Below are 13612 nucleotides of genomic sequence, written 5' to 3'. Positions count from 1 at the left end.
AACTTCTGACGTCCTAGCTTGGAACTCTAACTCCCTGGACAGGGTTTCAAGAAGCCATAGCTTTCAACACCCATGCTTGTGACCGAATCACTCTGAGTTATGAGGAGACTTTCAGATTTCCTCCCCTAGGAAGTAGGGCAATATTGTCAGCGCAGGAGCAGATAATAAATTTGCCCGTCGTCACTCATTAAACCGGCCCGATCGCCTGGGGTTTGGCCGGTGCCCATGAAAATATCTACCCGACCGGGGCCTTTGATGGCACTACCGGTATCCTGGTCCACCACAAAACGACTAACGTTGACCTTTTGACCCCGACAATCGGGAATGGGGGCCGCTAAAACAGCGATCGCCCCTGGAGGCATGAGAGCTTTATCGGTGGCAATGGAACGCTCGGCGGTGACTGGTACACCAATGCTACCTTTGGCGGGGGTGCTGGCGGAGGTTTCCTTAAAGAAGATCAGACGGTTGTTGCGGGGAATAAAACGGCTTAGTTCACTGGGATTTTGCTCAAAATACTCGATTAATTTTGGCAAAGTAACTTCCCCCGGTTGAAAAATGCCTTCCTGGATAGTTTCCTTCCCCAAACTTACGTAGGGATAGTCCGTCGCTCCAGCAAAGGCCACCGAACTTTGGCCGCCTCCCACCCAGTTGATTTTGGCCGAACCTTGCACCTGGATTAAATAAGCATCTAAACGGTTACGGAACCAGGCAATTTCCCGCCCTTGCAACTGACTGGATTTTCCTAGGCCATCCAACCCTTCTAAATCAGCTCTGGTGGGGTGGGGTTTAGACCAACGGGAAAAATTATTGGGTAGGCCATAGATGGGATAACGATATTCAGCAGTTCGTTGGCGGCTGGCGGTATAGACCGGCTCAAAATAACCAGTGAAATGGACTGTGCCTATTCCGTCGTTACCGATCGCCTGATAAAACTGGAACTCCCTGTCCACGGCGGTCTGGAGAGCTTCAGGGCTGGGGGCTTGTTGCAACAAAGTCTTAAATCTCTGCAGGGAACGGGTTACCCGCTCTCTGGTCACCCCCGGTACAGGGTAATTTTGATAGGCTCGGGCGGCGCTGGCGGTTTTCAGATAGGCCAAACTGTGGTCAATGGCCCGCACCAGGGACTGTTTATCCCCCGCCGAACAATGGTTCCCCCACAACTGTTCATCAAAACCCACCGTTGGCGTTAAATTTGCCCCCGTCACTGGCGTTAATGGTCGCGACTGAGCCCTTAGACCACTGGCATTGACACCAAAAACCAACAGTAAAGCCAATAGTGGGAAAGATTGCTTAATCATTTGTTGCTTTGTCGAAATTACCTACCGCTGACGAAAGTTAAGTTTACCCGCTCCCTTGGCAATAAGGTCTGGGACGCCACCAGTCTGCAGACTAACCCATGGCCAGATCTAGTTCAAAGCATCATTGGGAACTTTTATTTATTAACTTTTAAAAAGAAAAATCAGGCGTTCTTGATGGACATGTTGGGGGATTGTTACCAAGATAAACTGCCCCAAAATCAAGAATGATAAGTTTAAATAATGGCAGTCAAAACTATTTTAAAAATTTGACTAAGTCTTGCTCTCCGCCTAGATTACGTAAAAATTTAACTGTTTAGAAGCGTTTTTATACCTAGAACTTCAATGGAGTGGGCTGAAAATCTCTGTTAACCTGGAGGCAGTTTCAAGGGAAAATTCAATGATTACACTAGATAAAACTGAAACAAAAATCATTAAGCTAAACTCCGGAGCAATTCCTGCCATTCAATCCGTCTTGGAGCAGGAAGCAATGGTCTTATTAGGTTTAGCCACTACCTATGTACTAGTGGTCAATGGTGCCAGTCCCAGGGCCGTGGCCCAGTTGCGGGCCTTTAAGCAATTTGATAAAGACCAACCCCTAGGCATTCTCACCCGTGGCGATCGGGCTATGGATGTGGCAAAAATTCCCCCCGCCGCCAAAAAATTGATGGGCCTTTTTCCTTTACCCATAACCCTCATTGTCGAAGCCTTGCCCCACTTAGACCCAGGCATTACCCAGGGCTTTCGCAATCTTTTTATTGCCTGTCCCGATGCTTTTGTTTTTGATCTGGTGGGGGCGATGCCTTTTCCGTTGGTGTGTGCCACGGCCAAAGTAGGGGGAGAACCGGTGACTAGTTTTGCGGCAGCTAGCCGTTATTTTGAAGGCCAGGTGCCTTTAATTGGTGATGGTGGCCGATGTCGCTATGCTCGACGGGGAACATTAATCGACTGTACTTTGCCCTTACCCACCATTATGAATTTTGGTCCTATTTCCTTTGATGACCTGCGCCCCCTAATACCGGAAATCATTTTGCCCTCCCATCTGATGAAATAAATCATTCCTGCTCTGAACCATTGGGGGCAAGGCCCTATCAACTCTCCTCTTTGCCCCTAAAGCAGATTTTTTCACCTCGATGTTGCCAAAATTACTGTCATTTAACTTGGGCTAATAGTTTAGACGGGATCATCAATTGGTAACCTATTGCCTAGGTTTTACCTCCAGTGCTAGTAATTTAACTTTTTTGATCCTATGGACCTTTCCCCCGCAGACGTTACCGTGGTCATTTTGGCTGGGGGCTTTGGCACCCGCATTAAGCAACAGTTGCCAGATTTACCTAAACCCTTGGCCCCAGTGGCCCACCGTCCTTTTTTAGATTGGCAATTGCGCTACCTGCAACAGCAAGGTTTTCGGCGATCGCTCCTTTCTACAGGTTATTTAGCGGAAAAAGTGGCGGCCTATGCCCAAAATGCTGACATTGCCGACATGGCGATCGCCTGTGTGGCGGAGGAAGAACCCTTGGGAACGGCGGGGGGATTTGTCAATGCGGTTAGTCACCATAATTTTAAGGAACCCACACCGGCTTGGTTGGTGCTCAATGGCGATTCCTTAATTGTGACGGATTATCGGGTTCTGTTGGCCGAATTGGCTGACGACAGGGTTGATGGGGTGATTTTGGGCGTTCATGTGCCCGACGCATCCCGTTTTGGTTCCTTGAAAGTCAATGGGCAAGGGGAATTGGAACAGTTTGCCGAAAAGCAGGGAGGGGCAGGGGTAATTAATAGTGGAGTTTATCTCCTTGGCGATCGCCTTTTAGCCCAGTTTCCCGATCGCCGGCCCCTAAGTTTTGAGTATGACGTGTTCCCCACATTGTTAGCCCAGGGAGCAAAAATCAAAGTCCATGCCGTTGAAGCTCCCTTTTTAGACATTGGCACTCCGACAACCTTGGCCCAGGCAGGGGAATTTATCCAGTCTCTGGAAATATTTAACTCCATAGATGACCAGGGGAAATAACGCCCAACCGTAATTACCCCCTAGGCAAAAAAGGAGCATTCCCGTTGACATTAGCTAAAATGAGAACTCAGCTAAGTTTTGTAAATTTTGGTTTACGGGGGCAGGCATCGGAATGGGTAAACAGACAAGGCGGTTATGGGCTTTAGCTTTCTCTTTGGTCATTGGGGCTGTTATTTATCTGGGCAATACACCGCCGGCCCTGGCCTTCACCGAGGAACAAAAGCTCCTGTTGCAATCTTGGCGCCTGGTGAATCAAGCCTATCTCGATGAAACCTTTAACCATCAAAATTGGTGGCTGTTGCGGGAAAAGTACGTTAAACGACCCCTCCGGGACCGGGAAGAAACCTATACGGCGATCGAGGAAATGCTCGCCACCCTAGATGAGCCCTTTACCCGTCTACTGCGCCCAGAACAGTACGGTAATCTCCAGGTGACCACTACCGGTGAGCTATCGGGGGTAGGTCTGCAGATCAACATCAACCCGGAAACTAACCAATTGGAAATTATGGCCCCCCTGGCCGGTTCCCCAGCGGAGGAGGCCGGCTTGCAACCCCATGACCAAATTCTGGCGATCGACGGCGTGGATACCCAAACCCTGAGCTTAGACGAAGCGGCGGCCAGAATGCGGGGTCCCAAAAACACCAAGGTTTCCCTAGAAATTCTCCCAGCGGGCACCGAAGTCCCTGAAAAACTTACCCTGACTCGGCAGTTAATTTCCCTTAGTCCCGTGGTGGCCCGATTAGATGATTCCCGCCCCGGTCAATCGGTGGGTTATATTCGCCTGAGCCAGTTTAGTGCCAATGCCTATAGAGAAGTGGCCCACGCTCTCCACCAACTTCAGGAACAAGGGGCCGACGGTTATGTCTTGGACCTACGTAACAATCCCGGTGGCCTACTCCAGGCCGGTATTGACATTGCTCGGTTGTGGCTGCCGGAAAGCACCATTGTCTATACCGTTAATCGCCAAGGCACCCAGGAAAGCTTCACTGCCAGTGGAGAAGCGATAACCGATCGCCCCTTGGTGGTGCTGGTCAACCAGGGCACCGCCAGTGCCAGCGAAATCTTAGCTGGTGCTTTGCAGGATAATCATCGGGCCACGTTAGTGGGAGAAAAGACCTTTGGTAAAGGTTTGATTCAATCCCTGTTTGAGCTTTCCGACGGGGCCGGCATTGCCATTACTGTGGCCAAATACGAAACCCCCGAACATCACGACATCCATAAGCTGGGCATCATGCCCGATGAAGTGGTGGAGCAACCCCTGATCAGCTTTGCAGAAATTACTTCCCCCACTGATTTGCAATACCAAGCCGCCCTAGATTTGCTCACCGGAGGGGTGGCGATCGCCCATAAATCCTCTGCAATCCCCGCCATGGCAACGGCTCACAAGCCCAACTAATCACCACTTAGACAAAACATCAGAAATTCTAATCAGAAAGTCCAAAAATTGTAATTTAAAAAACAGTCAATGGAGAGCATTGCCATAAGTAAAGGCATCCCCTGCGTGATAAGATGACCTTCAGAAAACAGATAGTTGCTGGGTTATCGCAGATTCTTCTTGCAACCAAATAACTGTAAATAATGACTGTCTCTGGGGCGACGGTAGGCTTTATTTTGCCAAATTTCGCCCGTGGGAGAAAGCTAGGCTATTCAATGTTTATGGAGGACTGACCTAGATGGTACAAGCCAAAGCAGGGTTCAAGGCGGGCGTACAAGATTATCGCCTGACCTACTATACCCCCGACTACACCCCCAAGGATACCGACCTGCTCGCCTGCTTCCGTATGACCCCCCAACCGGGTGTCCCTGCTGAAGAAGCCGCTGCCGCGGTGGCCGCTGAGTCTTCCACCGGTACCTGGACCACCGTTTGGACTGACAACCTAACCGATTTGGACCGCTACAAAGGTCGTTGCTATGACCTGGAAGCCGTTCCCAACGAAGATAACCAATATTTTGCTTTTATTGCCTATCCTCTAGATTTATTTGAAGAAGGTTCCGTCACCAACGTTTTAACCTCTTTGGTCGGTAACGTATTTGGTTTTAAAGCCCTGCGGGCTCTCCGTTTAGAAGATATTCGTTTCCCCGTTGCTTTAATTAAAACCTTCCAAGGCCCCCCCCACGGCATCACCGTTGAGCGGGACAAATTAAACAAATACGGTCGTCCTCTCCTCGGTTGTACCATCAAACCCAAACTTGGTTTGTCCGCCAAAAACTACGGTCGGGCCGTTTACGAATGTCTCCGGGGTGGTTTGGATTTCACCAAAGATGACGAAAACATCAACTCCCAGCCCTTCATGCGTTGGCGTGATCGTTTCCTCTTCGTTCAAGAGGCGATCGAAAAAGCCCAGGCTGAGACCAACGAAATGAAAGGTCACTACCTGAACGTTACCGCTGGTACTTGCGAAGAAATGATGAAACGGGCCGAGTTTGCCAAGGAAATTGGTACCCCCATCATCATGCACGATTTCTTCACTGGTGGTTTCACCGCTAACACCACCCTGGCTCGCTGGTGTCGGGACAACGGCATTCTGCTCCACATTCACCGGGCAATGCACGCCGTAGTTGACCGTCAGAAAAACCACGGGATCCACTTCCGAGTTCTGGCCAAATGTCTGCGTCTATCCGGTGGGGACCACCTCCACTCCGGTACCGTGGTCGGTAAATTGGAAGGGGAACGGGGCATCACCATGGGCTTCGTTGACCTCATGCGCGAAGATTACGTTGAGGAAGATCGTTCCCGGGGTATTTTCTTCACCCAAGACTATGCTTCCATGCCTGGCACCATGCCCGTAGCTTCCGGTGGTATCCACGTTTGGCACATGCCCGCCTTGGTGGAAATCTTTGGTGATGACTCTTGCCTCCAGTTTGGTGGTGGTACCTTGGGTCACCCCTGGGGTAACGCTCCTGGTGCAACTGCCAACCGGGTAGCTCTAGAAGCCTGTGTTCAAGCTCGGAACGAAGGTCGTAACCTGGCTCGCGAAGGTAATGACGTTATCCGGGAAGCCTGTCGTTGGTCTCCCGAATTGGCCGCGGCTTGCGAACTCTGGAAAGAAATTAAGTTCGAGTTCGAGGCCATGGATACCCTCTAAACCGGTGCTTGGGTTGTCGGAGTTGTGCCCGTCCGTTAAGGATGAACAGTTCTTCAGGGTTGATTCTGCTAACTAATTAGCCATTAACAGCGGCTTAACTAATAGTTAGTCATTAGCAATTATCAAAAAATTGTTAATCAGCTAAAACCCACTGCTGACTGAATATTCAACTTCGACAGCAATTTACCAATTACCGGGTAGAGCGTTCATGCAAACTAAGCACATAGCACAGGCAACGGTGAAAGTACTGCAAAGTTACCTCACCTACCAAGCCGTTCTCAGGATTCAGAGCGAACTAGGGGAAACTAACCCTCCCCAGGCCATTTGGTTAAACCAGTATTTGGCCAGCCACAATATTCAAAATGGAGAAACGTTTTTAACGGAACTCCTGGATGAAAATAAAGAGCTGGTGCTCAGAATCCTGGCGGTTAGGGAAGACATTGCCGAGTCGGTGTTGGACTTCTTGCCTGGTATGTCCCGGAGTAGTTTAACGGAGTCCAACATTGCCCATCGTCGCCATTTGCTTGAACGCCTGACCCGCACCGTGGCCGAGGTGGACACTCTCCCTTCCAAAAGCCTCGACCGAGAATCAGATTCTAATGATTCTCCCCCGTCCTAACGTAGTCATCAGCAAGGAAAACTTTTAAATCGATGAAAACTTTACCCAAAGAGCGCCGCTACGAAACCCTTTCCTACCTTCCCCCTTTAACGGATCAACAAATTGCTAAGCAAGTTGAGTTTCTGTTAGACCAAGGCTTTATTCCTGGTGTGGAATTTGAGGAAGATCCCAAACCCGAAACCCACTTCTGGACTATGTGGAAACTGCCTTTATTTGGTGGCGCCACCGCTAACGAAGTTTTGGCTGAAGTACGGGAATGCCGTTCTGAGAACCCCAATTGCTACATTCGCGTGATCGGTTTTGACAATATCAAACAGTGTCAGACTGTGAGCTTTATTGTCCACAAACCCAACCAAAATCAAGGTCGCTACTAAGTTACGGCTTTGCTAATTGCTTAATGCTGACCTAAATCCAATATTCTCCCCGCTTCGGCGGGTTTTTTATTGCTTTAAACAACCGCAGGTTGCCGGGAAAGATGGCCATCTTCTAAATAAACAATCCGATCGGCAATATCTAAAATACGATTGTCGTGGGTGATTAATAACACTGTACAGCCCTGTTCCTTGGCTAGTTTTTGCATGATATTGACCACATCCCGACCAGATTTTTTGTCCAATGCCGCGGTGGGTTCATCGGCCAATACCATTTTGGGATGGCTAATGAGGGCCCTGGCGATCGCCACCCGTTGTTTTTGACCACCGGATAAATCGCCAGGATAGTAATGTAAACGATCTGCCAAACCTACTTGGTCTAACATCTGGGCTGCCCGGTGATGGCGTTCCGTTTTAGGAATTTTGCCGGTGATTTCTAGGCCCATCTGGACATTTTCCAAAGCAGTTAGACTGTGGTGTAGGTTGTGAGCCTGGAAAATATAGCCGTTATTGCGCCGATTGTTAACCAAGATTTTTTCGGTAGCGTCACATAATTCCTGCCCTAATACTTGTAAACTGCCTTCGTGGGCCGCCCGCAGTCCCCCAATTAGGGTTAATAATGTCGTTTTTCCTGAACCCGATGGGCCGGTCATAATGACAATTTCCCCGGCGTGAATATCTAGGTCAATGTCAAATAACACTTGTTTACGGAGATCGCCACTGCCGAAATAGTGGTTCAGTTGACGAATAACAATAATGGGAGGATTGTTCATGGCATTTTAGGCAAAAATATCGGCGGGATCGGCGGCTTGGAGACGACGGGCGGCTATCACACCGGAGAAGCTACACATCACCAGGGTTAAAACAAAAACAAAAACTGCCCGGCCCACAGGCATAAAAATTGGTAACGCCGTAGCAAAGGCCGTCAGTCGGTAGGCCCCCAAGGCGATCGCCAAACTGGGGATAAAACCCAGAACGGAGAGAATCAGAGCTTCTTCAAAAATGACTCCCAATAAATACCGTTGCCGATAGCCCATGGCCCGAAAGGTGGCATATTCCGCTAGGTGACTGTTGACATCAGTGGAAAGCACTTGATAGACAATCACCGTACCAACAATGAAACCCATTACTGTGCCTAAGCCAAACACAAACCCAATTGGCGATCGCCGTTGGATATAATCAATCTCAAACTGGACATATTCTTCGTTGGTAAAAACCAGCACATCATCGGGGAGATAATCGGATAACATTTCCCGCACGGATTCGGGATCAGCATCGGGTTGGAGATAAATTAAGCCCATGCTTGGAGTGTTGGCTTGACGCTTGGGAAAAAGCCTTAAAAAAGTCTCTGTACTGGTCATTAAGGCCCCATCATCGGCGAAGGATGCTCCCACACTAAATAATCCCGTTACGGTGACGGTGTTTGTGCCAATTTCCGTGGTTACCAGTTCCCCCCGTTCTACCTGCTCCACCATTTGGTCGTAGCGGCCTCGGGATTTTTGATCGAATAACACCGTATTGGGTAAGGTTAATTGATCCAATTGTTGATTAACCACCGGCAAATCCAGCGCAACTCGATGGGGATCTTGACCGATAACTAACATGGGGGTCTTTTCCCTGGTTTGGGGATTACGCCATTGCACGGAACTAACATAAAGCGTATCAACGGATTTCACCCCCGGCACATCGAGGGCTTGGTACAAACGACGACGGGAAAAAGTCTGTAATTCGTTGAAATTATCCGCTTGATTACTAATCATTACCAAATCCGTTTGTAGCGTCCGGGGATATTGGGTATTAGTACGATACAACGCATCGGCAAAGCCCAATTGCATAAAGATCAACACATCGGCAAAGGTAATGCCGGCGATCGCCGTCAGTAGTCGGAGGCGGTCATGGTTGAGTTGTAAGAGACCCAGTGGGGTGCGATCCCGCAGGGTATGGAGCAGTCGACGAAAACGAAACATGGGATAAACCGGGGGTATTGTTCAAAAATGCGCCCTTATTGCACCGGGGTTTGGATGGTGACGGTGACTTGCAAGTTAGTTAAATTCTTCACCCGTTTAGAACTTTCGGGATCAAGCTCAATGCGGACCTCAATCACTTTGGCGTCAATATTGGCGGCGGGATCTTCATTCACAATGGTTTGGCGTTGCACCAGCGGATCAATCCGTTGCACCCTGCCTTGTAAGGGTTCATCCAAAATAGGGGAGGTGATTTTTGCCATTTGCCCAAGCTGGATGCGGCTAATATCCCCCTGGTAAACTTCGGCGATCGCCATCATTTGTTGGGTTTGGCCGAGACTAACAATGCCTTGATCCGCAATTTTTTCACCGGGATGGGTATAAATTTCGAGAATTTCCCCCGCCTCTGACGCAGTAATCACCGTTTGGGCCAAGTCCGTTTGGGCTTTTTGCACCGTCGCTTTAGCCCTTTGCACTTCGGCCTCGGCCACCTGCACATCCACTGGACGCACGTTGGCTAAACTTTCCCGCTGGGCTTCTGCTTCCTGCACCGAGGCAACTCCAGTTTTTTGCAACCGTCGCAGGTCAGCTTGGGCAGATTTGATTTGTTGGGGAAAAGTCTGATTGAGACTGGTTAATTCCGTTTCAGCGGCGTTAATCTTTTCCACGGAGGTGCGGTTAACACGGTTTAAATTGGCCTGATTTTCCTTAACCTGTTGCTGTAAACTTTCCACCGCGAGGGCTTTGCCATCAAACACCGATTCGGAAATGGCCCCGGCAGTATAAAGCTGTTGATAACGTTGATACTCCATTTTTGCGTTGGCCAATTCCCCTTGCAGTCGTTGTAATTTGGCTTGAATTTCCGCCCGTTCTCCCTGCCAATCCGCTTGCAGTTGTTTCAAGGTTGCCTGTTGAATTTGGCGATCGCCGTCCCACTGGGCTTGTAAACGTTTAAGCTCTGCATTTTTGGCTTTGACATCCTCTTGCCATTGGGCTTGACGTTGGCTAATTTGGGCCGATTGAGCCGTAATATCTTCATCTTTTGCCCCCGCTTTGACCTGGGCCAAGCGAGCTTCCGCCACCTGCAAATCCCCTTGGGCCTGGATTAACCCAGCCTGCCATCGATCCCGACCACTTAACAGGGCAATGGTTTGGCCCGCTTCCACCCGATCGCCCACCTTGACCAACAATTTTTCCAATCGGGTTTCCTGGCTAGCGGTGGAGGCACTAAGATAAATCATTTCCCCTTGGGGTTCTAAACGACCTAGGGCAGTAACGGTGGGCAAGGGGGAAGGAATAACTTCCATCTCAACGGGTTCCGTCTTTGGTATGAAGGGTAACCATCCTTGCTGAGCGGCGATTGCCCCGAACAATGTCAACCCAATTAGCCCAACACCAATCTGCCAACGGCCAAAAGGAGACTTTTTAGCCAATGGTTTAGCCGGAGCAGATGTTTGAAAGTCCGTTGCAATTGATCCCATTTTGCTCCCCTGGGGTGAAAGCTTTATATTTTTATTTTACTACACCGTTTAGTAAAGTTGACTATACCGTTTAGTAAACTAGAGGAAGGAGAGTCCCCTTGCTATGCTGATGAAGAGATGAAGATCCGATGCAAGCCAAACCTGTGAACGAGTTAGACCCGATTAAACCGCTACGCCCCAGCAATGACAAAGCCGAACAAATTCTGGACGGTGCCTTAAAAATTTTCACAACCCAAGGGTATGCGGCGGCCAGTATGGATCGCATCGCCAGGGCGGCGGGGGTCTCTAAACCTACCCTCTACAGTTATTTTCAGGATAAGGAAGGATTATTCATGGCCTTGGTGCAGAACCTAAGCCAAAGTTGTGATCCCCTGTTTCCCCATCGACCGGCGATCGCTGATGTGGATTTGCCCCCGGAAATGTTTTTGCGTCAATTGGCCGATAAAGCCCTGACCGGGTTTGCTCAGAATCCGGCCTTATTAACCCTGATTCGCTTGATCATTGGCGAATCCGAACGGTTTCCGACCTTAGCCCAAAGCTTTGTGCGGGAAATCCAAAAACCAATGTTAGAAAATTTAGCTATTTACCTCGGTTCCCAACCCCAACTCCATTTCCCTGATCCAATGGTGGCCGCTCGAATTTTTGCGGGGTCTTTAGTGCATTTTTTAATTGTGCAAAAGTTAATGCAAGGGGAAGATATTCTGCCCCTGGAGAGCGATCGCCTGGCGGATGGATTGGTGGCGTTGATGATGGCCGCAGGAAAAAAGCGCGATGTTTAAACGCTTAATTGAGAGGCTAATCAAATATTATTTCCTTGCTGACGTTCTTGCAGTTGACGGCGAATGTCGGTATGCACAGCCCTGGTAATAGGATAAAAAATAGCGAGGATTAATCCCCCTAACAAAAAGAAGGCCGGCAGGGGGGCAACGGCAAAGCGGATGGCCCAGAGGGCACTATCGGGTTGGGTGGGAATGGGTTCTCCGGGAACACGGGCAATAAATCCAGAGGCTTGGAGGGTTAACCCCACCAAAAATAAGCCAAGGGCTAAACCGACCTTTTGCAGTAGCACCATAAAGGCATAGAAAACTCCTTCTCGGCGTTTGCCAGTGTTTAATTCGTCCAAATCCACCACGTCGGGAATCATGGACCAGGGAATGAGGTAGGCAACGGATACCCCCACCCCGGCAAAAACCGCTAGGGTGTACAGCAGAGCGACTTGCCCAGGTTGCACTAACCAAAGACCAGCTTCTGCCCCCATCCACACCATGGATCCGAGGAAGTAAATAACTTTTTTATCTAAAAACTGGGCTAGGGCCTGCCAGATAAATAGCATTACTAGGGCTGTACCTTGGACGGCGAGGGCAATGGTGCCGGACTGTTGTTCGCTTAAGCCCATCCAACTGACGACGAAATAAACCAGAATTGACGCGGTAAGTTGTACAGCTAACCAGGAACAGAGGTAAATACCGATAACAAATAAAAAAGCCCGGTTGCGGAAGGCAATTTTAAGTTGTTTAAACAGGGGTAAACTTTCGGTGTTCTCAGGACTGGATGGTCCATCTCCCTTTCGTAAATGATCTTCTATGGCACTGTCTCGGAGGGTAAAACCAAATCCTCCCCAGATTAGCCCCAGTAGAATCAGAAAAAAGCTAATGTAGTCAAAACCACTTGCCCCTAGTAAGTTAAAGCTTCTGGCGATCGCCAAAGCAATTAAAGTAATACCAGCAGTCATTAATAGGGGCGCTAAACGCCGACGCAGAGTCGGAGAAAGAATGGGATCTTTGCCCTTTTCTTGGAGCCGTAAAGCACTCCAAAGTAAAGCAGAGAGGGAAAGCACGGAAATCATCACCCCCAATTGGGCAAATTGCGCCTGGGGGCGATCAGGTAAACCGGCAGCGATCAGAATGTAAAGAATTAGAGAGAGAATACTGCCGCCAATGGAAAAGAAAAACCGAAAACTATTTAACCTGGTGCGCTCGTTATAGTTCTGGGTCAATTCTGGTGTTAGGGCAGTGTAGGGCAAATTAACCGTGGTGTAACACAGATTAAATGCCATGGCGATCGCCACGTAGTAAATAAATAATCCCCATTGATTAGTTAGGCGATCGTCACTGAAATGGGGAATTAACCATTGGGCAGAATTCAACAGGGCAAAGGGAATCATCCCCGCCAACATCCAAGGCAAACGGCGACCCCAACGAGTGCGGGTACGGTCACTCAACAAGCCAATGATTGGGTCATTGATGGCATCAAAAATTTTACCAATCATCAACACACTACCCGCCAGGGCCGCCGGCACCCCCGCCACATCAGTGAGGAAAAACAGCAGGTAAAACACCAAAATGTTGGCAGTGATCGCCGGGCCAAAATCCCCTGCTCCGTAGGCCAGCTTGGTGGTGAAGTGAAGTTTTTCTGCGGAAAGGGATTGGGTCATTAAGTTTTGCTCTGGTGCAAAGCCCCTAGCCTACGGCGTAGGCCACCCGTAAGGCCCAGATAATCAGGGCGCCAATGCCCCCCAGGATTAAAATTGCCGAAACAGCGACGAGGAAGGGCTTATCGGCCCCATCGAACTTCATGATGCCACGGTTCAGGTCTGACATAAAAACCGACTCTCCAAAAGACTACACTGCAAAGGTTAGGCGGACTTCCACGGTCTTAGTTTACTGTCTTGTCTGGGGTTTAACCTGTTCCCACGGACACTTTTTGTGAACGCTTAAAATTTTTGTGGGCTAATAATCATAATCCAAAATCACCTTTAACCATTGGGGCGGGCGGGGAATGGGAT

At 49.3% G+C, this 13612-nt stretch carries 13 protein-coding genes; 7 read left to right on the top strand and 6 right to left on the bottom strand.

All coding sequences use genetic code 11. The features are described 5' to 3' along the window. Window positions 1-146: 146 nt before the first annotated feature. A complete protein-coding gene (gene mltA / locus IQ217_RS14285; protein WP_194020460.1) occupies window positions 147-1298 on the bottom strand; it encodes a murein transglycosylase A in 1152 nt (383 codons plus the stop codon). Window positions 1299-1695: 397 nt separating this feature from the next. Between mltA and IQ217_RS14280 the strand changes: the two genes are divergently transcribed. The 6 genes from IQ217_RS14280 to IQ217_RS14255 all read left to right on the top strand — a co-directional run bounded on the left by IQ217_RS14280 (window position 1696) and on the right by IQ217_RS14255 (window position 7385). Further along, complete coding sequence (locus IQ217_RS14280; protein WP_194020459.1) at window positions 1696-2349, top strand: L-threonylcarbamoyladenylate synthase; 654 nt, start codon at window positions 1696-1698, stop codon at window positions 2347-2349. A gap of 195 nt (window positions 2350-2544) precedes the next feature. Beyond that, window positions 2545-3306, top strand: coding sequence for a nucleotidyltransferase family protein (locus IQ217_RS14275; protein ID WP_194020458.1), 762 nt, complete (start codon window positions 2545-2547; stop codon window positions 3304-3306). A gap of 112 nt (window positions 3307-3418) precedes the next feature. Beyond that, window positions 3419-4702 carry a carboxyl-terminal processing protease CtpA gene (gene ctpA, locus IQ217_RS14270; protein WP_194020457.1) on the top strand — a complete coding sequence of 428 codons (1284 nt, stop codon included), beginning with the start codon at window positions 3419-3421 and terminating at the stop codon, window positions 4700-4702. 277 nt (window positions 4703-4979) lie between these two features. Next, complete coding sequence (locus IQ217_RS14265) at window positions 4980-6392, top strand: form I ribulose bisphosphate carboxylase large subunit (RefSeq protein WP_010873418.1); 1413 nt, start codon at window positions 4980-4982, stop codon at window positions 6390-6392. Between the two features lie 208 nt (window positions 6393-6600). Further along, window positions 6601-7011, top strand: coding sequence for a RuBisCO chaperone RbcX (gene rcbX, locus IQ217_RS14260; protein ID WP_194020456.1), 411 nt, complete (start codon window positions 6601-6603; stop codon window positions 7009-7011). Between the two features lie 32 nt (window positions 7012-7043). Next, on the top strand, window positions 7044-7385 hold the full coding sequence (locus IQ217_RS14255) for a ribulose bisphosphate carboxylase small subunit (RefSeq protein ID WP_190596394.1): 342 nt from the start codon (window positions 7044-7046) through the stop codon (window positions 7383-7385). A 74-nt stretch (window positions 7386-7459) separates the two neighbouring features. Here the strand turns inward: IQ217_RS14255 and IQ217_RS14250 are convergent, their stop codons facing one another. Genes IQ217_RS14250 through IQ217_RS14240 form a run of 3 tightly spaced genes read right to left on the bottom strand, consistent with a single transcriptional unit; the run spans window position 7460 to window position 10827 of the window. Continuing rightward, window positions 7460-8155 (bottom strand): DevA family ABC transporter ATP-binding protein, encoded by a 696-nt coding sequence (locus tag IQ217_RS14250; protein WP_194020455.1) that lies wholly within the window; start codon window positions 8153-8155, stop codon window positions 7460-7462. 6 nt (window positions 8156-8161) lie between these two features. Continuing rightward, window positions 8162-9349, bottom strand: a complete 1188-nt coding sequence (devC, locus tag IQ217_RS14245; RefSeq protein WP_194020454.1) for an ABC transporter permease DevC — start codon at window positions 9347-9349, stop codon at window positions 8162-8164. Window positions 9350-9384: 35 nt separating this feature from the next. After that, on the bottom strand, window positions 9385-10827 hold the full coding sequence (locus IQ217_RS14240) for an HlyD family secretion protein (RefSeq protein WP_194020453.1): 1443 nt from the start codon (window positions 10825-10827) through the stop codon (window positions 9385-9387). Between the two features lie 128 nt (window positions 10828-10955). Between IQ217_RS14240 and IQ217_RS14235 the strand changes: the two genes are divergently transcribed. Next, window positions 10956-11606 (top strand): TetR/AcrR family transcriptional regulator, encoded by a 651-nt coding sequence (locus IQ217_RS14235; RefSeq protein ID WP_190596386.1) that lies wholly within the window; start codon window positions 10956-10958, stop codon window positions 11604-11606. A gap of 20 nt (window positions 11607-11626) precedes the next feature. Here the strand turns inward: IQ217_RS14235 and IQ217_RS14230 are convergent, their stop codons facing one another. Together IQ217_RS14230 and IQ217_RS14225 are read right to left on the bottom strand one after the other, a co-directional pair. Then, window positions 11627-13261 (bottom strand): MFS transporter, encoded by a 1635-nt coding sequence (locus IQ217_RS14230; protein WP_194020452.1) that lies wholly within the window; start codon window positions 13259-13261, stop codon window positions 11627-11629. Between the two features lie 25 nt (window positions 13262-13286). Next, entirely contained in the window at window positions 13287-13427 is a 141-nt protein-coding gene (locus tag IQ217_RS14225; RefSeq protein ID WP_190596382.1) for a hypothetical protein, read from the bottom strand. Window positions 13428-13612 lie beyond the last annotated feature (185 nt).

Source organism: Synechocystis salina LEGE 00031, assembly GCF_015207985.1.
Lineage (GTDB): Bacteria > Cyanobacteriota > Cyanobacteriia > Cyanobacteriales > Microcystaceae > Synechocystis > Synechocystis salina.
This window is presented reverse-complemented; position numbering and strand designations above follow the sequence as displayed.